This is a genomic window from Vibrio algivorus (assembly GCF_030161215.1).
GTDB lineage: Bacteria > Pseudomonadota > Gammaproteobacteria > Enterobacterales > Vibrionaceae > Vibrio > Vibrio algivorus.
Genome location: NZ_BSPV01000004.1, coordinates 220,360 through 243,118, shown reverse-complemented (window position 1 = coordinate 243,118; position 22,759 = coordinate 220,360). Strand labels below are relative to the sequence as shown.

The following is a 22,759-nucleotide window of genomic DNA, read 5'->3' as shown; positions in this document are numbered from 1 at the left end:
CTTGTATTTTATTGTATAAGGGAATGAGGTGCGTACATGAACTTAATATTGATTACACATTCAAAGAAGCGTTGATATCTATTAACACTTGGTTTGGCTCTTCTGCTTGAGTAATCGGGCGACCGATAACTAAGTAATCTGAACCAGCACTCATTGCTTCAGCTGGAGTCATTATACGACGTTGATCACCAGCCACACTGCCTACTGGGCGGATACCTGGAGTCACTAATTTAAACTCTTGACCTAATTCAGCCTTTAAAATTGAAGATTCATGTGCTGAACATACAACACCATCTAAACCACTTTGCTGAGTCAACTTAGCAAGGCGTTTCACTTGTTCTTGTGGAGTAATGTCCAACCCAATACCAGCCAGATCCGATTGCTCCATACTAGTTAACACCGTCACCCCAATTAGTAATGGACGGTCTTGACCATAAGGCTCTAAGATTTCACGAGAAGCCGCCATCATACGCTCACCACCACTGGCGTGAACATTGACCATCCAAACGCCCATTTCTGCTGCCGCTTTAACCGCTTTTGAACAGGTATTCGGGATATCATGGAATTTAAGGTCTAGAAAGACTGAAAAGCCACGTTTGTGTAATTCACGAACAAAGTCAGGGCCAAATAGAGTAAACATTTCTTTGCCGACTTTTAAACGGCATTGGCTAGGATCAATATTATCCACGAAAGCTAATGCATCATTTTGATTTTCATAATCTAAGGCAACAATCACTTTTGGGTCTAACATTGGTCTTCCTCTATAAATAAAAATTTGGTGGCTCGTGGAAAAATTCTGAATGAAAATAGTTAGTTTTTAATTACTACTCACCATCTAAACCACGTATCGGCTTAATGGTTCCCCATCCTTTACAAGATGGACAGTGCCAATAAATGGAATGGGTAGCAAATCCACACTGACGACACTGATAATGAGGCTTCGCTTTCATTTGCACCCCGACCATCTCTTGTAAGGTCGTCAAACTGTCTTTCGCTCGCCCTTCTTCAGCTTCGGCAATATGGTAATCAATCAGTCGATAGAACCCCTTCATCGTTGGGTTCTTTATTAATTGCTGAGTTAATAAGGTTTGTGCAGCAGCAATACCTTCATGCTGGGCGACCATTTGAGCCAACATAAGCTCCGCAGATACTCCAGCTTTCTTAGCGATACACTTTTTCAAAAACTCTAACATCCCAGGCTCTTGACCGATTTGATAATAACAATCGGCTAAGGTTGGGAGAATTTCAGAGATGTAATCAATGTCTTGTTCAATAACCTGTTCTAGGCATTGAATCGTTTGTTTATAGTTATCCGACTCCAGATAAATATTACCTAAAGCTATATTGGCGCGAACACATTTTGGATCTTCAGTTAACGCACGCTTAAAATAGAGAATTGCTTTTGATGTGTTAGTTAAGCTCAATTCATGCATGGCTATTTCGCACCAATAATGAGCAATGTCACGGCGCATTTTCTTACGCCCCATCGCGACTAAATCATCACCATATTTGATCGCTTTATTCCATTCACGAGTTTGCTGATAGATGGTGACAAGTTGCTGAAGGGCTTGTTCTCTATGTTCCGGTTCTTCAATCAATTGCTCAAAGATTTTTTCTGCGCGGTCAAAAAAACCCGAAACCATGTAATCTTTTGCTAGCTGTTGTAAGGCAAGATTTTTTTGGTCAACAGTAAGACCTTCGCGAGAAATTAAGTTTTGGTGTATGCGAATAGCGCGATCTACTTCACCACGAGAGCGAAACAGGTTACCCAATGCTAAGTGAGTATCAATCGTTTCGTCATCAACTTGAAGTAGTTCGATAAAGTGGTCAACAGCTTTATCTGATTGTTCAGACAATAGGAGGTTTAGACCTCTGACATATTGCCGAGAGATCTGATGAGATTGTTCTTGCTTATCATGTCGAGCACTACGATTACCCATATACCAGCCATAAGCAGCAGCGATGGGCAATAGTAGAAAGAGTAGCTCTAGCATTAACGAATAAACCTATCCTTTAATTTCAGGGAGTTGCTCTGATGGCTTTGTAGAAGATGCCTGTGCTTTATTCAATTGTTTGCGTAAACGAAGCACGGTGAATTTTGATTTCAAGTACAAGCTACCAAAAATCAACCAGGCAATCGCAAAAGCAACCACAAAAACAATGCCGAGCAACAAAGAGAGCGGCAGTTCGTTTTGAGCAATGAGATAATTAAATGTCACTGTTTCTTGATTCTGTGCGCCTAACGCTAAAGCAATCAGAAAAAGTGCGATAACCAGTATAATTTTTATAATTTTCATAATTACCACCTTTCCATACAGCGAAACGATTCTTAGATTATGCAGTAAATTTGCCTGACACTCCATTGCCAATTGATTGAAAGGTGGAGATATTCTTAATAAAATTGTCAGCCGTTTGAATTTTACTCATAAAAAAACGGCAATCTAACGAATGCCGCTTTCTTTAAATTCTAATCATGTGGCTTCATAACATGACATTACTTACGCAATGCTGTTATTCACACGCTCACGTAGTTCTTTCCCTGGTTTAAAGTGAGGAACATATTTGCCTTCCAAATCCACTTTTTCACCTGATTTAGGGTTACGACCAATACGTGGTTCACGATAATGTAGAGAAAAACTGCCGAAACCACGAATTTCAATACGATCGCCCTCTTCCAACTTAGAAGCCATATGTTCAAGGATATCTTTTACGGCATCCTCTACTTCTTTTGCTGATAAATGGGTTTGCTGAGCACAAAGTCTTTCAATTAGTTCTGACTTAGTCATAGGTGATTCCCTCACTTTTCTCTTTCTTATCGAAAAAAGGGAGCCCTTTCAGGCCCCCTTCTATAGGCAAAAAATTATTCGCCTTTAGCAGCCTTGAATGCGTCAGCCATAGCATTACCAAACGAAGCTTCATCAGCTTTGTTTAGAGTAGCCATTGCTTCTTGCTCTTCAGCTTCATCTTTAGCTTTGATAGATAGGTTGATTACGCGATTCTTACGGTCTACACCAGTAAATTTCGCTTCAACACTGTCACCAACACTGAATACTAGAGATGCATCTTCGATACGGTCACGTGCTGCTTCAGAAGCACGGATGTAACCTTCAACACCTTCTTGTAATTCAATTGTAGCACCTTTCGCGTCAACTGCAGTTACAGTACCATTTACAAGAGTACCTTTCTTGTTGTCAGCAACGTAGCTATTGAACGGGTCGTTTTCCATTTGCTTAACGCCAAGAGAAATACGCTCACGATCAGCGTCTACTGCTAGAACAACTGCAGAGATTTCGTCGCCTTTCTTGTAGTCACGAACCGCTTCTTCACCTTGAGCATTCCAAGAAATGTCAGATAGGTGAACTAGACCGTCGATACCACCGTCAAGACCGATGAAGATACCAAAGTCAGTGATAGACTTGATCTTACCAGTAACTTTGTCGCCTTTAGCTTGCGCTTCAGCGAAAGTCTGCCAAGGGTTAGCTTTACATTGTTTTAGGCCTAGAGAGATACGACGACGCTCTTCGTCGATATCAAGAACCATAACTTCAACTTCATCACCAACGTTAACAACTTTAGATGGGTGGATATTTTTGTTAGTCCAATCCATTTCTGAAACGTGTACTAGACCTTCAACGCCTTCTTCGATTTCTACGAAGCAACCGTAATCAGTTAGGTTAGTTACACGACCAGTTAGTTTGTGACCTTCTGGGTAACGCTTAGCGATTGCTACCCATGGATCTTCGCCAAGTTGCTTAAGACCTAGAGAAACACGAGTGCGCTCACGGTCAAACTTAAGAACTTTAACTAGGATTTCGTCACCAACGTTTACGATCTCAGATGGGTGCTTAACACGCTTCCAAGCCATATCTGTGATGTGAAGTAGGCCGTCTACACCGCCAAGGTCAACGAATGCACCGTAGTCAGTAAGGTTCTTAACGATACCTTTAACTTCAGTACCTTCTTGTAGAGTTTCAAGAAGTTCGTCACGCTCAACACTGTTTTCTGATTCGATAACAGCACGACGAGAAACAACAACGTTGTTACGTTTCTGATCAAGCTTGATTACTTTGAACTCTAGCTCTTTGTTTTCTAGGTGAGCTGTGTCACGAATTGGACGTACGTCTACTAGAGAACCAGGTAGGAATGCACGGATACCGTTAAGTTCAACGGTGAAACCGCCTTTAACTTTACCGTTGATGATACCAACAACAGTTTCAGCTTCTTCACATGCTTTCTCAAGTACAATCCAAGCTTCGTGGCGCTTAGCTTTCTCACGAGAAAGTTGAGTTTCACCGAAGCCATCTTCTACCGCGTCAAGTGCTACATCTACTTCAGCACCAACTTCAACTTCAAGTTCGCCAGCGGCGTTCTTGAATTGTTCAGCTGGAATAGCAGATTCAGATTTTAGGCCTGCGTCAACAAGAACGAAGCCGTTCTCGATTGCAACAACAGTACCTTTAACAATAGTACCTGGGCGGAATTCTAGTTCGTTTAGCGACTCTTCAAAGAGTTGAGCAAAAGATTCAGTCATTATATATGATCTTCAATTAATTAAACGTCCATGGGTATCCTACCGCATGGGGTTGATAAATTAGCCAGTCATCATCCTTGCGACCGACAGTCCTTATCACTAAATATCGTTGTTCCTAAAAACGAACGCTTACTTAGTGAGTTTAGATTCTATAAATTTTAGCGCGATTTCTACCACTTCATCAATAGAAAGTGATGTAGAATCAATCACTAATGCATCATCAGCTGGACGTAAAGGAGCAACAGCACGGTTGCGGTCACGATCGTCACGTTCCTGAATATCGCATAAAAGTTGGTCGAATTTACCACTTAAGCCCTTTAGTTGCAACTGATTCAAGCGGCGTTGTGCCCTTTCTTCGGCACTTGCATCCAAGAAAATTTTTGCTTCAGCATCCGGGAAAACAACCGTTCCCATATCTCGACCATCGGCAACTAAGCCTGGCTCTGCACTAAATGCGCGTTGGCGACGTAGCAATGCTTCACGTACTCTCGGTAAAGAAGCGACTTTTGAGGCAGCAGTACCTGTTTCTTCCTTACGTAATTCTTTCGATACGTCTTCACCCTCTAAAATGACTCGTACCAAGTCACCTTCCGCCATAAATTGCACATCAAGGTGATTCGCTAGTGGTACTAATGCATCTTCTGATTCTGTATCTACACCATGATGAATGGCAGCTAACGCCAATACACGATAGATTGCGCCTGAATCAAGTAAATGATAATTCAACTTATCCGCAAGCATCATACACAGGGTACCTTTCCCTGCGCCACTTGGCCCATCTACGGTGATAATCGGGCTTTGAGGTGACATACATTTTCTCCGGGATCTATGTGAGCAAACTATGCTCAAGAAACATGACGTATTTTAAGCGCAAAATTATAGCGAAATTAGCTCATCTATGCATGGATTATTAGTCAATATATCCAATAATAATCAAACCAACTGAAATTTTATCCCAACCTAAAAAAGCCCCACGTTAAGTGAGGCTGAATAAATATTCTACTTATATCCAAGTGACTTCAAGGTGCAGAATTCAGAGCTATCATCCAAACCTTTAGGCAAAAGAAATTGAAAGATTTAATATTAGACCAACTGGCTTAATTCACTAAATTTTGTAAAGTAATTTGGAAAAGTCTTAGAAGTACAATTTGGATCGTTAATAGTCACAGCTGTATCACTGAGTGCTACAAGAGAAAAGCACATTGCCATACGGTGATCATCGTAAGTATCTATCGCGGCATGCTTTAGTTGCGTTGGAGGAGTAATAGTAATGTAATCTTGCCCTTCTTCGACTTCTGCGCCAACTTTTCTTAATTCAGTTGCCATTGCAGATAAACGGTCAGTTTCTTTTACTCGCCAATTATATACGTTACGAATGGATGTTGTGCCCTTTGCGAATAATGCCGCCGTTGCAATAGTCATTGCCGCATCTGGAATGTGGTTAAAATCCATATCGATCGCATTCAACTGCCCTTTACGACAAAGTACATAATCCTCGCCCCATTCAATTTCCGCACCCATTTTTTCCAAAGCGTTTGCAAATTGAATATCACCTTGAATGCTGTTTTTACCAATACCCGTTACTTTAATTTCTCCGCCTTTAATCGCGGCAGCCGCAAGAAAATAAGAAGCTGAAGACGCATCACCTTCGACTAAAAATTGACCTGGACTCTGATAAGTTTGACCAGCAAGAATAGTAAATGTTTGATAATTTTCATTAATGACATTAACGCCAAACTTAGCCATGATGTCTAAAGTAATATCGATATATGGCTTAGAGACCAATTCACCTTCAATGTGAATGGTAATATCACCATCTGCAAGGGGCGCAGACATGAGGAAAGCGGTTAGAAATTGGCTTGAAATAGAACCATCGATTGTCACTGAACCAGATTTCAACCCTGTACCCGTTATTTTGATTGGTGGATAATTTTCATTTTCTAAATATTCAATCGAAGCTCCAGCTTGTTGTAGTGCATCAACTAAATGGCCAATTGGACGCTCTTTCATCCGAGGTTCACCGGTTAATACAAACTCCCCTTTACCTAAGCACAACGCCGCTGCTAGAGGACGCATTGCTGTACCAGCATTACCGAGAAATAGTTCAAGTGACGTATCTAAGGTAAAAGCACCACCGATACCTTGCACTTCACACACGGTTTTATTTTCAGACAATTGGAATGCGACACCTAGTTTGGTCAGAGCGTTCAGCATGTGTCGAATATCATCACTGTCTAGCAGATTGGTTAAGCGTGTTGTGCCTGTCGCCAAAGCGGCCAATAATAAAGCCCGATTTGAAACACTTTTTGACCCCGGAAGGTTAATTTCACCGGAGATTTTTGAGATAGGTTGAAGAGTAAGGCTTTCCATTGGTTTTCATATTCCTTGCTAATAAGCTGTTAATGCTTTTGAGATTAACGAAAAACAAGATTTAGTGCTAGTGTAAATCTTGCTATCATTTATACTCAAGTAACTTCACGATGCAAGTTTCAGCAAGAATAAAACAAGCTTTAGGCAAGGCTTTACACTACGTCAGATTCGTTTGAAAGGTGCTTACATTCCTACTCGAATCTTCCTTGTTTAAAGACTTGGATGATAGCTCTGAATTCTGCACCTTGAAGTCACTTGAGTATAATTAATTGATTAATAAATAGAATGCTTGCCGTGACTATCTACTTGCCTTGCTTAGATGACTATAAAGAGACTTTTCCTGATGTGGAATCAGCACTCACTGAACCAGATGGGTTATTAGCTTTCGGCGGTGATCTCAGCCCAGAGAGAATTATCAAGGCTTATAGAAGTGGCATATTTCCCTGGTTTTCAGAACAAGACCCCATTTTGTGGTGGAGCCCAGCGACGAGAGCTGTGATAGAAGCTAATCAATTTTCCCCTTCCAAAAGTCTAAGAAAGCATATTCGTCGTAATAATTTAACCGTCACTTTAAATCAAGCAACCGAACAAGTAATTACGCTATGCGCTAGCACTCGGCCTATCGAGGAAACCTGGATCACGCAAGAAATGATTAATGCTTATATCGAATTAACCAAATTAGGTCATTGTCATTCAGTTGAGGTTTGGCGCAATGACACTTTAATTGGTGGTTTATATGGAATTAAATTAGGTCAACTATTTTGCGGTGAATCGATGTTTTCACTTGAAAGCAATGCTTCTAAAGTTGCCTTCTGGTATCTATGTAATCACTTTGCTCATGTTGGGGGACAACTCATAGACTGCCAAATAATGAATCCTCACTTAAAAAAATTAGGTGTCAGCGAAGTCGCACGGTCCGACTTCATATCGCTAATAAAGCAATTACAAAGTAAACCAATAAACACTGACTTTACGCCATGTACACTTGAGCTCATCGAAGGGTAAAAAAGATGGAATCGAACCAAATCAAAATCGGCCTAACCCCTTCTAGTCAATGTAGTTATTTAGAAAATCAGCAAGAACGTGTCGCGGTTATTTTAGACGAAGGCTTACATACTCCTAGTCAATATGAAGTTTTTCTTGCGAATGGCTTTCGTCGCAGTGGCAAAATGATCTATCGACCTCATTGCGATACATGTCAGGCTTGCCAACCTATTCGTGTATCAATCCCAGATATTCAATACTCAAAAAGTCAGAGACGATTACTCAATAAAGCGGATCAACTTTTATGGGAATTAAAACCACAACTTGATGAAAATTGGTTTAATTTATACGAACGGTATATTGAAACGAGACACCAAAATGGCAGTATGTTCCCAGCCAATAAAGACATCTTTGAAAGCTTTATTCTTGCTGACTGGATTCAACCTCAGTTCTTACATGTTTATGAAAACGATACGCTCATCGCGGTAGCGGTCACAGATTGCCTACCTAACTCTCTAAGTGCATTCTATACCTTTTATGAGCCTGAGCACCCACTATCACTAGGTACCCTGTGTGTTCTATTACAATTAAAGCAATGTGAGAGAATGCATAAACAATGGCTTTACTTGGGTTATCAAATTGATGATTGTCCAGCAATGAACTACAAAGTTCGCTTTCAACGTCATCAAAAGCTAGTAAATCAGCGTTGGCAAGGGTAGAATACGCAACAACTTTAAACTCCTGCATATATTTATTCATTGTTGGAGCATTATTACCCCTAAATTGACTGCTCAATCTAGCGGTTAAGAATAAGCCAAATTTCGGTAAGAGGATTAAATGGCAAAAGAAGACGTAATCGAGATGCAAGGCACTGTCCTTGACACATTACCAAACACTATGTTCCGCGTAGAATTAGAAAATGGTCACGTAGTAACGGCACACATTTCTGGCAAAATGCGTAAAAACTACATCCGTATCCTAACGGGTGATAAAGTGACTGTAGAAATGACTCCATACGATTTATCTAAAGGCCGTATCGTCTTCCGCGCACGTTAATAAATTAAATGTTTAAATGGTTATGATGTCCATTTAAATCTAAATTCAAAACCGAGGCTCAGGCTTCGGTTTTTTTATGTCCTAAATAACCATTTTGGTCACCTAATGAATTTGATTGGTATATACCCAAGTGACTTCAAGATGCAGAATTCAGAGCTATCATCCAAACCTTTATGCCGCGTTAAATTGAACAGATATAGAATAATGATCATATTCAATTTGCCTTGCCTAAAGTTTGTTTTATTCTTGCTGATACTCGCATCTTGAAGTTACTTGGGTATAAGTATTTCTTTCTCTATCAGGAATCGACCACAACAAAAAAGCCCCTACCTTTTCAGGTAAGAGCTTTCCATATCATTCATAAGACTATCACACATCTCTATATGAGATTAATGAACGGCTTCTTCTTGATTTAAGTAAGTGAATTCCAGTTCATCACCTTTTCGATTGAGCGTTACTTTTACTGTGCCGCCATCAACTAAAGACCCAAACAACAACTCATTAGCCAGTGGTTTTTTCAATTTATCCTGAATGACACGCCCCATAGGTCTTGCCCCCATGGTTTTATCGTAGCCTTTTTTCGCTAACCAATGACGAGCTTCTTCTGAGACTTCCATTGAAACACCACGACCATCAAGTTGCGCTTGCAACTCAACAATGAATTTATCCACCACTTGGTGAATCATCTCTTCGCTCAAGCTGTTAAACCAAATGATATTATCTAAACGGTTTCTGAATTCAGGTGTAAAGACTTTCTTGATTTCAGCCATTGCATCATGGCTATTATCTTGCTGAATCAAGCCCATAGATTGCTTCTCAGTTTCTTGAACACCCGCATTGGTTGTCATCACTAAGATTACATTTCTGAAATCGGCTTTACGACCATTGTTATCGGTCAGTGTCCCGTTATCCATCACTTGCAATAACAAGTTGAAGATATCTCCATGTGCTTTTTCAATTTCATCAAGTAGGACAACTGAATGAGGATGTTTAATCACCGCATCTGTTAATAAGCCACCTTGGTCATAACCAACATAACCCGGAGGTGCTCCAATTAAGCGACTAACTGAATGACGCTCACCATATTCCGACATGTCAAAACGTAGTAGTTCAACTCCTAGTAGCTTAGATAATTGCACCGTCACTTCTGTTTTACCGACCCCGGTCGGGCCTGCAAACAAGAATGAACCAACCGGTTTGTTATCGTGGCCTAAACCCGCTCGAGTTAACTTAATTGCCTCACATAACACTTCAATAGCTGGATCTTGTCCAAATACCAATAACTTAAGTCGGCTATCCAAGCGAGACAAAACTTCTTTATCTGAAGAAGATACTGACTTTTCTGGGATCCGAGCAATCTTAGCCACTATCGCTTCAATATCAGCTACATTGACAGTTTTCTTACGCTTACTCACAGGTGCTAATCGACAATGTGCGCCCGCTTCATCAATAACATCGATCGCTTTATCTGGCAGATGACGTTCATTAATATATTTAGCAGAAAGCTCCACGGCTGCACGTAGCGCTTTATTACTAAAACGAACCTGATGGTGCTCTTCATACTTGCTCTTAAGGCCGATAAGAATTTTCGTCGTATCGTCAATTGAAGGCTCTAAGATATCAATTTTTTGGAAACGTCGAGCCAGCGCGCGCTCTTTCTCAAAAATGCTACTATATTCTTGATAAGTCGTTGAGCCGATACAACGTAGCTTACCGTTACTGAGTAGCGGTTTAATAAGGTTCGCCGCATCTACCTGCCCACCAGAGGCAGCTCCTGCACCGATAATGGTATGAATTTCATCAATAAAGAGAATAGTATCTTTCTCTTTTTCGAGCTGCTTCAAAATGGTTTTAAAACGTTTTTCAAAGTCACCACGATATTTGGTGCCCGCTAATAACGAACCGATATCCAGTGAATAAATTACACTATCTTTAATGACATCAGGCACGTTACCTTCAACAATACGCCAAGCTAAACCTTCCGCTATTGCCGTTTTACCGACACCGGCCTCACCTACTAATAATGGGTTATTCTTACGACGGCGACATAACACTTGAATGGTACGCTCAAGTTCAACATCACGACCAATCAGAGGATCGATTTGTCCTTTTTTAGCCACTTCGTTTAGGTTTGTAGCAAAACTATCTAGACGCTCTTCAGAACTATTCTCTTGCGGTTGCTCGCCAGTGATATCACTTTGGCTACCATCTACATCACCACCTGATTTGCGGATGCCATGAGAAATAAAATTAACGATATCAAGTCGACTAACGTCATTTTTCTTTAGAAGATAGGCGGCGTGTGATTCTTGCTCACTAAAGATGGCAACAAGTACGTTGGCACCTGCAACTTCACTACGGCCAGAAGATTGAACATGGAATACTGCACGTTGCAATACTCGTTGAAAGCTTAGAGTTGGCTGAGTTTCACGCTCTTCATCAGCGGTTGGGATCAAAGGGGTCGTTTGCTCAATAAAAGCATCGAGTTCTTGACGTAATGTATCAATATCTGCTTGGCAAGCCGATAAAGCTTCATGAGCCGAATCATTATCAAGCAGCGCTAATAAAAGGTGCTCAACAGTCATAAACTCATGACGTTTCTCTCTGGCACGCATGAATGCGCTATTCAAGCTCATTTCTAGTTCTTTATTTAGCATAGCTACCTCCCCAAAGAACAATTACTATGTTCATATCCAGCTAAAGCTTCAGTCATCTAGGTGATACCAATCAGAATAAAAGGCATTACACCTGTTCCATTGTACATAGTAAGGGATGTTCATTTTCACGAGCATACATAGTGACTTGCATCACTTTTGTTTCAGCAACTTCAGCCGTAAATGTGCCACAACTTGCTTTACCCTCAAAATGCACTTTTAACATTACTTGAGTCGCACTCTCCAAATCCATAGAGAAAAAACGACTAAGTATTTCAATTACAAAATCCATCGGCGTGTAATCATCATTATTAAGTATCACATGATACATCGCCGGTGGCTTCAATTTGGTCTTCTCATCTTCCAGAAGATCAATATCTGGTGAAGTCCATTGGTATTGCTTATTCATGTTTAATTCTACTTTATGACCAACATTGATAGAAAACAAACCTATCAACCTGCCTTCTTATTTAGAGACTAATCCACCAATTGTATCCCTGCAAATAAAAGATTGCTATTCCGTTACACTTGCAGACTAACAGCTTAAAAAGAAAGCAATCCACTCTCAAACTACCATTAAACGATGTAAATGAGAAAACTCAATGTTAAGTAAAAGTTAAACTCACATCGCTATTTTTGTTATTTAACCGATAATTATTACCAACAACTATTGACTGTTAGCCCTGATTGTCTAAATTGTGTTCTGAGAGTGGTTAAAAAACTAACCGTTATATCGTTAAAAAGCATGAGGGATGTAAAGCATGGCTACAGGTACCGTTAAATGGTTTAACAATGCCAAAGGATTTGGTTTCATTTGTCCAGAAGGAGAAGAAGGTGATATTTTCGCTCACTACTCGACAATTCAAATGGATGGGTATAGAACGTTAAAAGCAGGACAACAAGTATCCTACGAAGTTGAAAAAGGGCCTAAAGGCTCTCATGCTAGTCTTGTCATGCCACTAGATGGCGATCAAAGCAAATAGTAGAGTAGATAACAAACTTCTCATTTATCTTTTCGTTACCTACCTCAGCAGCATAAGTCTAATTCTAATGATGATAACTTACGCTGCTATTTCTTTCCGATCATCGTCAATTGGGTATACTGAGTAACCCTGTAAAATTGCTTTTATGCAACTACGAATAACCTCATGTGCGCAATGTTCATCTATATAGCCGTCAGCAATAGACTTAATAGTATTATTAAAGCTAATGCCCTGCTCTTGAAAAGTGATAACTACTTTACCTGAAAACCCAAAAAGTCTCGCTTGAGAGATTACATCTGCAACATTACAACAACTGCCACGAATAATGAGCAAATCGACAATATTAGCTTGTAAGTAAAGAAGAGCATTATTACTACTGCTAACATCAATATTTTCAAATAAGCCGAGCGATTCAACTAGGTTAAGCATTACCCCAGAACTTGACAGGTCATTGCCCACAATAAGGCAATTATCAAAGTGCAATTCTTCATTCATATCATCATTATCTTTTATCGTTTGAGAACATCACGAGTATGGCTAAATAAAAGCAGAACAACCATAATCAACATATTGTTTAACATAGAAAAAAAGAGGAATGACATCAAATAAAAGATAATTATTTAGACAATTAATAATATTAATATCGATTAACTGAAGATTAGAGGCACTGTCACCTTTGAGTTATACCCAAAGTAATTGGAGTTGCAGTGAGGCGACAAGTGAATGAGGCCCAATGAGCATTAGCTCGTCTATGACTTTCTTTAATAAAGAGATAGGGGGGTGAATGAATGCTGGCAACAAAGCTGCAGCTTCAAGTACGACAGGTATAAATGGCTATAACACGCCTTACAACGTGCATTGCTAAAAATAAAAATGCTAGCCATATTACACAGCTAGCATTTTGAAGTTATTTATTAAAACTTATGATTAATTAAGTGTAGATAAAACTTTATTTAAAGTCTCACTTGGACGCATCAGTGCAGCAACTTTGTCTTCATCAAATGAGTAATATCCACCAAGATCACCCACAATACCTTGCGCTTGGTTTAACTCAGCCACGATCTGCTGTTCTTTCTCAGCAAGCTCGGCTGCAATAGGTGCAAACTGTTGGGCAAGTTCAGCATCTTTTGACTGTTCAGCCAATGCTTTCGCCCAATACGCCGCTAAATAGAAATGGCTACCACGGTTATCCAATTCACCAACTTTACGTGATGGTGACTTGTTTTCATCTAAGAATTGACCAGTTGCTTTATCTAATGTTTCAGCCAATACTTTTGCTTTAGGATTATTAGCAACTGTACTTAGGTGCTCAAGAGAAGCCGCTAAAGCAAGGAACTCACCTAAGGAATCCCAGCGTAAGTGGTTTTCTTTTTCAACTTGTTGAACGTGCTTAGGAGCAGAACCGCCCGCGCCAGTTTCAAATAAACCACCACCATTCATAAGAGGAACAATTGACAGCATTTTCGCTGATGTTCCTAGCTCAAGAATTGGGAATAAGTCCGTTAGGTAGTCACGTAGTACGTTACCTGTTACCGAAATGGTATCTAGACCGTCTTTGATACGCTCAAGAGAATAGTTGGTTGCCGATACTGGATCTAAAATCTTAATTTCAAGACCGTTAGTATCATGTTGTGGCAAGTAAGCATTGACCTTTTTAATCAACTCAGCATCATGAGCACGATTCTCATCTAACCAGAACACCGCCGGCACACCTGCATCACGTGCGCGAGTAACGGCTAGTTTCACCCAATCTTGAATTGGAGCATCTTTAACCTGGCACATACGGAATAAATCACCTTCTTGAACATCTTGCTCAAGTAAAACCGTATCGTTTTCATCAATCACACGTACAACGCCAGCTTTTTTCGCTACGAAAGTTTTATCATGCGAACCGTATTCTTCTGCTTTTTGTGCCATCAAACCTACGTTTGGAACACTACCCATTGTGGTTGGATCAAACGCACCATTCTTCTTACAGAAGTCGATAACAGCTTGATAAACACCTGCATATGAACGATCTGGGATCATTGCTTTAGTATCTTGTAGCTGACCATCGCTGTTCCACATTTTACCTGAAGAACGCAACATTGCAGGCATTGATGCATCAACAATGACATCACTTGGTACGTGCAAGTTAGTGATACCACGATCAGAATCTACCATCGCCAATGAAGGACGAGTGGCATAAACGGCATCTAGTGCTTGTTCAATTTCTTGTTTTTGATCAGCTGGTAAGTTTTCAATCTTGCTATATACATCGCCAATGCCGTTATTCACATCAACGCCTAACTCTTCAAACAGGTTACCGTATTTAGCGAATACATCTTTATAGAACACTTTAACTGCATAGCCGAAAATGACTGGATCAGAAACCTTCATCATGGTTGCTTTTAAGTGCAGAGATAACAAGATCCCTTGCTCTTTAGCATCATCAATTTGCTTTTCAAAGAACTCGACTAAAGCCGCTTTATTAAGCACAGCGGCATCAATAATTTCTTTATCTTGTAGCGCAAATGGCGCTTTTAGTACTTCAACCGAACCACCAGCATCCACATGTTCAATGCGTACATTGCGTGCACTATCAATCGTGACTGATTTTTCGCTACCGTAGAAGTCTTGCTCAGACATGCTCGCAACATGTGACGCTGAATTAGCATCCCACGCGCCCATTGAATGCGGATTTTTCTTCGCATAATTCTTAACAGAAAGCGGAGCACGACGGTCAGAGTTACCTTCACGTAAAACTGGGTTTACTGCACTACCCTTAATTTTGTCATACGTTTCTTTAATTGCGCGCTCTTCATCTGTTTTTGGCTCATCAGGATAGTTAGGTAACGCATATCCTTTCGCTTGAAGCTCTTTAATCGCTGCACGTAATTGAGGGATAGAAGCAGAAATATTTGGAAGTTTAATGATATTTGCATCTGGAGTATTAGCCAGATCACCTAACTCAGAAAGCGCATCACCAATTCGTTGTTCTTCTGTTAGGTATTCAGGAAAGTTCGCAATAATACGACCCGCTAATGAAATATCACGAGTGTCTACATTGATACCTGAAGAAGCGGTATAAGCACGAATAATTGGCAATAGTGAGTAAGTTGCCAACGCTGGCGCTTCATCAGTGATAGTGTAAATAATAGTTGGCTGCTTATTTTGCATTTGATCAGTTGTAGGCATTGAATTTCCCTATATATATATCGAACAGCCTTAATAGATGAGATTGGCTGTGTGGCTCAAGAAAACGGTCATATCATTCGACCTTTCTCTATGTTGGTAGACAATAGATGTGAGCTATACCAGATAGTTGTTAGCACAGCCGCATTGATTCACTTATACCCTTTCAATGTCACGTTAAAAATTATTCAACGATAACTTAATGATAGGGATATTGTTTAACATTCCACCAAAACTCTCTTGGGTAAGAAATTCGAGAATGAATTAAACAAATTCGAGCTAATAGTCTATTATCTTCTTCTTTTAGCGGCACCATACTAGATCAATTCTAAAATTATTAAAACTTAGCCTCTTAATTTGTTTACATTTTTGCAAGGAACTTAACATGTCGAGTTCAAACACTCCCTCTAAAAAGGCTCAATCAGGTCGTAAGTTTCAAACAGATCCGACCAAAGTAAGAGGCAGAAAAGGCAGCTCATCGCATCGTTTCACTAAGCGCCCTAAATCCAAAAATACACACAATTCACCTCGTGTAACCGCAGAAAACCGCATCGTCCTTTTGTTTAATAAACCATACGATACGCTTAGCCAATTCACCGACGGTGAGAAGCGTAAAACCCTAGCCGACTATATTGATGTAAAAGATGTTTATGCCGCTGGCAGACTAGATCGAGACAGTGAAGGTCTGATGGTGTTAACCAACGATGGCATTCTACAAGCCAAAATCACTCAACCAGCATCCAAAGCACCAAAAACATATTGGGTACAAGTTGATGGGTCCCCTTCTGAAGACGATTTAGAACAACTGCGCCGTGGTGTTGAGCTCAAAGATGGCATGACACTCCCCGCCAAAGTAGAAATTATGCCCGAGCCTGTAATATGGCCTCGCAATCCCCCAGTTCGCTTTCGCGCCAACATCCCAACAACTTGGCTATCTATTACTATTATTGAAGGTCGCAATCGCCAAGTCAGACGCATGACGGCTCATATTGGTTTCCCAACATTAAGATTGATTCGTTACTCAATTGGTGATTGGTCTTTAGGTGATTTACAGCCTGGTAATTACAAAATTATTAAAGTTTAAGCAAACAGTACAGTATGCGTTATTTCTCCCCCTCTAGGATCTGTCACCAGTGATAACTTTCTGTTAGAATCCGTGCCAGATTAATTTTGTGGTATTCATTGCATGTCAGATAACAGCCAAAAGCTAGAAAATGCTAATAAAAAAGTAATCGTTGGAATGTCCGGCGGTGTTGATTCTTCCGTTTCAGCTTACTTGCTCCAGCAGCAAGGGTATCAAGTTGAAGGCCTTTTCATGAAAAACTGGGAAGAAGATGACAACGAAGAATATTGTACCGCAGCTGAAGATCTTGCTGATGCGCAAGCTGTGTGCGACAAGCTAGGCATTGAACTGCATACCATTAACTTTGCTTCTGAATACTGGGACAATGTTTTTGAATATTTTTTAGCGGAATATAAAGCAGGCCGAACACCAAACCCTGATATTCTGTGTAACAAAGAAATCAAATTTAAAGCTTTCTTAGAGTTTGCTGATGAAGTGCTTGACGCAGATTACATCGCAATGGGTCACTACGTTCGTCGTACCTTCCCTACCGCTGAGCAAATCGAGGCTGGTGAATTGCCTCAAATGCTTCGTGGTTTAGATAGCAATAAAGACCAAAGTTATTTCTTATACACGCTAAGCCATAAGCAAGTAGCTAGAAGTTTATTCCCTGTCGGTGATTTGGAAAAACCTGAAGTTCGCCGTATTGCGGAAGAGCAAGATTTAATCACCGCGAAGAAAAAAGATTCAACCGGTATTTGTTTCATCGGTGAGCGTAAATTTACTGATTTCTTATCACGCTATTTACCTGCTCAACCGGGCAACATCGAAACGCCAGAAGGCAAGGTTATCGGTGAACACCAAGGTCTGATGTACCACACTTTAGGTCAGCGTAAAGGCTTACATATTGGTGGCCAAAAAGGTGGCGGTGGTAATGAAGACCCATGGTACGTTGCTGAAAAAGATCTTAACCGCAATGTACTTATTGCAGTACAAGGTGGTGAGCATCCACTGCTGAAATCTGCTGGTTTAATAGCATCACAACTGCATTGGGTTGATCGCCAAACGATTACTGAGCCTCTACGCTGTACAGTCAAAACTCGTTATCGCCAACAAGATATTCCATGCACGATTGAACCTATCGATGAAAACAATATTAAAGTGATGTTTGATGAGCCTCAAGTCGCTGTGACTCCAGGACAATCTGCAGTATTCTACTCGCAAGATGTCTGCCTAGGTGGCGGTATTATTGAGGCAAGAATCTAATGGATCATTAACATTTAAAGGGCTCTTCGTGGCCCTTTCGTTTATAGTAAACTGTATCAACTCAATTAAGTTTGTTTTTAGGAGAAGTTAACGTGGCAAACACTCTTTATGACCGTACCATCGCTTTTGCTGGCATCTGCCAAGCGGTTGCACTTGTTCAACAGGTCGCGCGAAACGGACATTGTGATTCTGCGGCTCTTGAAACAACGTTAAAGACCATAGTCAATATGAATCCACGTAATACATTGGATGTATTTGGTGATGAATCAAACCTTAAACTTGGTCTTGAAACCTTAATTAACGGCATAGATGGCTCTCCAACTGGCAGCGAAGCAACTCGTTATATCATCAGCATTATGTCATTGGAGCGCAAACTCAATGCTCGCCCTGATTCCATGTCTCAACTCGGTGATCGCCTAACTACCATCGAACGTCAAACTGAACATTATGACTTACTTGAAGATCAAATGATCAGCAACCTTGCCAGTGTTTATCTCGATGTCATTAGTCCTGTTGGCCCACGCATTCAAGTTTCTGGCACACCAACCGTATTACAACAAACGACTAACCAACACAAAGTTCGTGCCTTACTATTAGCCGGCGTTCGTTGTGCTGTGCTATGGCGCCAGGTTGGTGGTAAACGTCGCCACTTATTGTTTGGCCGTAAGAAGATACTTGAACAAGCAAAAATCTTACTTGCACGTGCCTAATAACATGCACCTAATAATAAGCGACATGCTAAACCTTTTTATCCCATTTCAATCTAACTCAATTTAATTCAGGAGATACACATGGAACTGTCAGCATTGACTGCTGTTTCACCGGTAGACGGCCGCTACGGAAGTAAAACGATTGCGTTACGCAGCATCTTCAGTGAGTACGGTCTACTAAAGTACCGTACGATCGTTGAAATTCGTTGGTTACAGAAGCTTGCAGAGACAGCTGCAATTGCAGAAGTGCCTGCATTCAGTGACGAAGCAAACCAATATCTTAATGAGATTGCGACTAACTTCAGCGAAGATGATGCCAACCGCATCAAAACGATTGAACGTACTACCAACCACGATGTAAAAGCGGTTGAGTATTTCCTGAAAGAAAAAGTAGAGGCACTGCCTGAATTACACGCCGTAAGCGAATTCATTCACTTTGCTTGTACTTCTGAAGATATCAACAACACCTCTCACGCTCTTATGCTTAAAGAAGCACGTGATGATGTTATTCTTCCTGCCATCCGTGAAATCATTGATGCGATTAAAGCGCTAGCCATTGAATACCGTGATATCCCTCTTCTTTCTCGTACTCACGGCCAACCAGCGTCTCCATCCACTATGGGTAAAGAAATGGCAAATGTGGCGTACCGTATGGAGCGTCAATATAAGCAAATCGCTAACGTTGAAATTCTAGCGAAAATCAACGGTGCAGTAGGAAACTACAACGCTCACCTATCGGCTTACCCTGAACTAGATTGGCATGCATTCAGTGAAGAGTTCATCACTAAGTCACTTGGCGTAGATTGGAACCCATACACTACCCAAATCGAACCACATGACTACATTGCAGAATTGTTCGATGCGATTGCGCGTTTCAACACCATCTTAATCGACTTCGATCGTGATATTTGGGGCTACATTGCACTCGGCCACTTCAAGCAAAAAACCATTGCTGGAGAAATTGGTTCTTCGACAATGCCACATAAAGTGAACCCTATTGACTTCGAAAACTCTGAAGGTAACTTAGGTTTAGCCAATGCTATCTTTGGTCATCTTGCACAAAAGCTGCCTATCTCTCGCTGGCAACGTGATCTCACTGACTCAACCGTTCTTCGTAACTTAGGTGTTGGCTGTGGTTATGCAATGATCGCATACTCTTCCGTTATGCGCGGTATCAGCAAACTGGAAGTTAACCAGGCAGCACTAGAAGCTGAACTAGACAAAAACTGGGAAGTATTGGCTGAGCCAGTACAAACCGTTATGCGTCGTTACGGCATCGAAAAACCATACGAGAAACTCAAAGAATTAACTCGTGGTAAGCGTGTTGATGGTGAAGGCATGCGTACATTTATTGATGGTCTTGAAATTCCGCAAGAAGAAAAAGATCGTTTGAAGCAAATGACGCCAGCAAACTACATCGGTGATGCGGTTAAACTGACAGATTTGTTGAAATAGACGCCGTTAATTACACGAAAGAACAACATTCGTCATTCCAAAAGTGAGGAACGAACTGTTTGGAATCTCCTACTTTAAGCTATGAAGTCGATAGCTTTAGGAGATCCTGAACTACACTCCTTCGTCGTTATTCAGGGTGACGTATCAAGGGTTAGCTTCGGCTAGCCCTTTTCTTTTGATACTCAAAATCAGCACAACCACTTCTCTACATTTCCCTTTAATCCGTGCTTTCTGTTACACTCTGCGCCCTGTTCAGTTTCAACTCAAGTGTAGGCACCTCATGTATCAACTTTCTTTTTCTCTAGAAGAATTCTTAGCCGAATACTGGCAAAAAAAACCAACCATCATTAAAGGTGGCCTATTTACCGGATCTCTAGAAAACGGTTTCGTTGACCCACTGACTCCAGACGAGCTAGCCGGGCTTTCTATGGAAGAAGTTATTGATTCACGTTTTGTATCTAACAAAAATAAGCAATGGGGTGCTGAGCATGGCCCGTTTGACGAAGCTAAGTTCGCCCAACTACCAGAAAGTCATTGGTCTTTGATCGTACAAGCAGCTAACCATTGGCACCCAGAAGCCGCTCAATTAGTTGAACCGTTCAAAGTTATGCCGGGGTGGTTATTTGATGATTTGATGATCAGCTTTGCAGTCGAAAATGGTGGCGTAGGTCCACATATTGATCAATATGATGTCTTCATCTGCCAAGGTCTAGGCAAGCGTCATTGGCGTGTCGGAGCAAAAGATGAAGGTCAATATGAAGAAGTGGTCCAAGCACAAGCACTACGTCAAATCAAAAGTTTTGATGCGATTATTGATGATGTACTCGAGCCGGGCGACATCTTATATATTCCGCCTGGCTTCCCACATGATGGCTATGCATTAGAAGCATCAATGAGCTACTCGGTTGGCTTTCGCTCACCAAAAGAGCAAGAACTATTAAGCAATTTTGCTGATTATATTTTAGCGCATGATATTGGTGATGTTCACTTACATAACCCAGAGCAAAAAATACAATCAGGTTCCGGTATGATCCAAACTACCGATATGCAACTACTCACAGGAATGCTGAAAAAAGCCTTTGAAGAGCCTGCTAGAATTGAAGATTTCTTAGGTTGTATGTTAAGTCAATCACGCCATCAGTTAAACATTATCGTACCGGAAGAACCTCTCACTATGGATGATGTGATGCAGCACATCCAAACTGAACAGCCAATATATAAAGTGGCTGGTCTACGGGCGATATACCATGAAAATCATCCAAATACTTTATTCATCAATGGTGAAGTATTTGAGCTTGAAGCCGGATTAGAACCTTTAGCCAACATCTTATGTAACTATGATGAAATCGAGCCTCAAACATTATCATCATTAACTAGCATCCCTGCAGCCATCACTCTATTAACTGAATTGATGAATAAAGGTTACTGGTTCTACGAATAATTTACGCTGTAACCAACTTACTAGTAAGATCCAAGGCGCTAAATGAACTTTCATTCAGCGCCTTTTTCATTACCATTTCAATTTAATCGCAACTGAGGTTATTTATTGAATACAAATCCAACAATCAATCACGTTAACATACCCTATCGATAAAATGCTCTGTATGATAGTTCGATAATCAATACTCACGGATTGGATGACCTACTATGAAAGTAATCAGCTTTAATATAAATGGCCTACGCGCGCGACTTCATCAATTGCAAGCTATCATCGATAAACATCAACCAGATGTGATTGGCTTACAAGAAATCAAAGTCCATGATGAAGCATTTCCACTTGCAGACGTAGAAGCCATGGGATATCACGTTTATTTCCACGGTCAAAAAGCGCATTACGGCGTGGCCATGTTATGTAAGCAGGAGCCTATCTCAGTACAAAAAGGCTTTTCAACGGATACCGAAGAACATCAAAAACGTATGATCATGGCAACATTTGAAGATGAAGGTGGCCAGAAAACGACCGTGATGAATGGTTACTTTCCGCAAGGTGACAACATTAGCCATGAAACTAAGTTCCCATACAAACGCCAATTTTATAAAGATCTTATGACGCATTTGGACACTCATCATAACAGCGATGAGCAAGTAATTGTGATGGGCGACATTAATATTAGCCCGATTGACTTGGATATTGGGATCGGTGAACCAAACGCAAAACGCTGGCTAAAAACCGGCAAATGTTCATTTCAACCAGAAGAGCGTCAATGGTTAAAAACACTGTTAGATTGGGGCTTTGAGGATACCTTCCGTAATCTTCACCCTACTGTCGATAATCAGTTCTCGTGGTTTGATTACCGTTCACGTGGCTTTGATGATAACCGAGGTCTACGTATTGATGTCATTTTAGCCACACCATCACTTGCCGCTAAGTGTATCGATGCCGGTATTGATTACGAATTACGCGGCATCGAAAAACCATCCGATCACGCACCAATTTGGTCTGAATTTAAATAACCTAGTCTCCTTCTTAAGCATAAAAAAGCGCCGTTAGTTGCGAACTAACGGCGCTTTTA

21 protein-coding genes are annotated in these 22,759 nt (G+C 40.8%); 10 read left to right on the top strand and 11 right to left on the bottom strand.

Going from position 1 to position 22,759, the window contains the following annotated elements; translation table 11 throughout:
• Nucleotides 1-52 precede the first annotated feature (52 nt).
• The 7 genes from pyrF to aroA all read right to left on the bottom strand — a co-directional run bounded on the left by pyrF (nucleotide 53) and on the right by aroA (nucleotide 6,901).
• Nucleotides 53-751, bottom strand: a complete 699-nt coding sequence (gene pyrF, locus QQJ93_RS06835) for an orotidine-5'-phosphate decarboxylase (RefSeq protein WP_089122775.1) — start codon at nucleotides 749-751, stop codon at nucleotides 53-55.
• Nucleotides 752-824: 73 nt separating this feature from the next.
• The gene (gene lapB, locus QQJ93_RS06830; protein ID WP_089122774.1) at nucleotides 825-1,994 is read right to left on the bottom strand and encodes a lipopolysaccharide assembly protein LapB; all 1,170 of its coding nucleotides are present in this window, start codon (nucleotides 1,992-1,994) and stop codon (nucleotides 825-827) included.
• A gap of 12 nt (nucleotides 1,995-2,006) precedes the next feature.
• Nucleotides 2,007-2,297 carry a LapA family protein gene (locus tag QQJ93_RS06825; protein WP_089122773.1) on the bottom strand — a complete coding sequence of 97 codons (291 nt, stop codon included), beginning with the start codon at nucleotides 2,295-2,297 and terminating at the stop codon, nucleotides 2,007-2,009.
• A gap of 201 nt (nucleotides 2,298-2,498) precedes the next feature.
• Complete coding sequence (ihfB, locus tag QQJ93_RS06820) at nucleotides 2,499-2,801, bottom strand: integration host factor subunit beta (protein WP_284186058.1); 303 nt, start codon at nucleotides 2,799-2,801, stop codon at nucleotides 2,499-2,501.
• Nucleotides 2,802-2,860: 59 nt separating this feature from the next.
• The gene (gene rpsA / locus QQJ93_RS06815; protein WP_089122771.1) at nucleotides 2,861-4,531 is read right to left on the bottom strand and encodes a 30S ribosomal protein S1; all 1,671 of its coding nucleotides are present in this window, start codon (nucleotides 4,529-4,531) and stop codon (nucleotides 2,861-2,863) included.
• A 129-nt stretch (nucleotides 4,532-4,660) separates the two neighbouring features.
• A complete protein-coding gene (cmk, locus tag QQJ93_RS06810) occupies nucleotides 4,661-5,341 on the bottom strand; it encodes a (d)CMP kinase (RefSeq protein WP_089122770.1) in 681 nt (226 codons plus the stop codon).
• Between the two features lie 273 nt (nucleotides 5,342-5,614).
• Nucleotides 5,615-6,901 carry a 3-phosphoshikimate 1-carboxyvinyltransferase gene (aroA, locus tag QQJ93_RS06805; RefSeq protein WP_089122769.1) on the bottom strand — a complete coding sequence of 429 codons (1,287 nt, stop codon included), beginning with the start codon at nucleotides 6,899-6,901 and terminating at the stop codon, nucleotides 5,615-5,617.
• 294 nt (nucleotides 6,902-7,195) lie between these two features.
• Here aroA and aat point away from each other — a divergent pair, with 294 nt between their 5' ends.
• The 3 genes from aat (at nucleotide 7,196) to infA (ending at nucleotide 8,941) form a co-directional block, all read left to right on the top strand.
• Entirely contained in the window at nucleotides 7,196-7,906 is a 711-nt protein-coding gene (aat, locus tag QQJ93_RS06800; RefSeq protein ID WP_089123577.1) for a leucyl/phenylalanyl-tRNA--protein transferase, read from the top strand.
• A gap of 5 nt (nucleotides 7,907-7,911) precedes the next feature.
• On the top strand, nucleotides 7,912-8,604 hold the full coding sequence (locus QQJ93_RS06795; protein ID WP_089122768.1) for an arginyltransferase: 693 nt from the start codon (nucleotides 7,912-7,914) through the stop codon (nucleotides 8,602-8,604).
• 118 nt (nucleotides 8,605-8,722) lie between these two features.
• Entirely contained in the window at nucleotides 8,723-8,941 is a 219-nt protein-coding gene (infA, locus tag QQJ93_RS06790) for a translation initiation factor IF-1 (protein WP_001040192.1), read from the top strand.
• Nucleotides 8,942-9,330: 389 nt separating this feature from the next.
• Here the strand turns inward: infA and clpA are convergent, their stop codons facing one another.
• Complete coding sequence (gene clpA / locus QQJ93_RS06785) at nucleotides 9,331-11,598, bottom strand: ATP-dependent Clp protease ATP-binding subunit ClpA (RefSeq protein ID WP_089122767.1); 2,268 nt, start codon at nucleotides 11,596-11,598, stop codon at nucleotides 9,331-9,333.
• Nucleotides 11,599-11,683: 85 nt separating this feature from the next.
• The gene (gene clpS / locus QQJ93_RS06780; RefSeq protein ID WP_027696127.1) at nucleotides 11,684-12,004 is read right to left on the bottom strand and encodes an ATP-dependent Clp protease adapter ClpS; all 321 of its coding nucleotides are present in this window, start codon (nucleotides 12,002-12,004) and stop codon (nucleotides 11,684-11,686) included.
• Nucleotides 12,005-12,356: 352 nt separating this feature from the next.
• On the opposite strand from clpS, the gene cspD reads away from it, so the two are divergent.
• A complete protein-coding gene (cspD, locus tag QQJ93_RS06775) occupies nucleotides 12,357-12,578 on the top strand; it encodes a cold shock domain-containing protein CspD (RefSeq protein ID WP_089122766.1) in 222 nt (73 codons plus the stop codon).
• Between the two features lie 78 nt (nucleotides 12,579-12,656).
• On the opposite strand, the gene QQJ93_RS06770 is transcribed toward cspD, so the two are convergent.
• On the bottom strand, nucleotides 12,657-13,073 hold the full coding sequence (locus QQJ93_RS06770; protein WP_089122765.1) for a hypothetical protein: 417 nt from the start codon (nucleotides 13,071-13,073) through the stop codon (nucleotides 12,657-12,659).
• 432 nt (nucleotides 13,074-13,505) lie between these two features.
• Nucleotides 13,506-15,737, bottom strand: a complete 2,232-nt coding sequence (locus tag QQJ93_RS06765; protein WP_089123576.1) for an NADP-dependent isocitrate dehydrogenase — start codon at nucleotides 15,735-15,737, stop codon at nucleotides 13,506-13,508.
• 400 nt (nucleotides 15,738-16,137) lie between these two features.
• Between QQJ93_RS06765 and QQJ93_RS06760 the strand changes: the two genes are divergently transcribed.
• The 6 genes from QQJ93_RS06760 (at nucleotide 16,138) to xthA (ending at nucleotide 22,700) form a co-directional block, all read left to right on the top strand.
• Nucleotides 16,138-16,836 (top strand): rRNA large subunit pseudouridine synthase E, encoded by a 699-nt coding sequence (locus tag QQJ93_RS06760; RefSeq protein WP_089122764.1) that lies wholly within the window; start codon nucleotides 16,138-16,140, stop codon nucleotides 16,834-16,836.
• Nucleotides 16,837-16,938: 102 nt separating this feature from the next.
• On the top strand, nucleotides 16,939-18,081 hold the full coding sequence (mnmA, locus tag QQJ93_RS06755; protein WP_089122763.1) for a tRNA 2-thiouridine(34) synthase MnmA: 1,143 nt from the start codon (nucleotides 16,939-16,941) through the stop codon (nucleotides 18,079-18,081).
• A gap of 92 nt (nucleotides 18,082-18,173) precedes the next feature.
• Nucleotides 18,174-18,791, top strand: a complete 618-nt coding sequence (gene hflD / locus QQJ93_RS06750) for a high frequency lysogenization protein HflD (protein WP_089122762.1) — start codon at nucleotides 18,174-18,176, stop codon at nucleotides 18,789-18,791.
• An 81-nt stretch (nucleotides 18,792-18,872) separates the two neighbouring features.
• Complete coding sequence (purB, locus tag QQJ93_RS06745; RefSeq protein WP_089122761.1) at nucleotides 18,873-20,246, top strand: adenylosuccinate lyase; 1,374 nt, start codon at nucleotides 18,873-18,875, stop codon at nucleotides 20,244-20,246.
• A gap of 280 nt (nucleotides 20,247-20,526) precedes the next feature.
• A complete protein-coding gene (locus QQJ93_RS06740) occupies nucleotides 20,527-21,687 on the top strand; it encodes a ribosomal protein uL16 3-hydroxylase (protein WP_089122760.1) in 1,161 nt (386 codons plus the stop codon).
• Between the two features lie 206 nt (nucleotides 21,688-21,893).
• Nucleotides 21,894-22,700, top strand: coding sequence for an exodeoxyribonuclease III (gene xthA / locus QQJ93_RS06735; protein WP_089122759.1), 807 nt, complete (start codon nucleotides 21,894-21,896; stop codon nucleotides 22,698-22,700).
• Nucleotides 22,701-22,759: the final 59 nt, after the last annotated feature.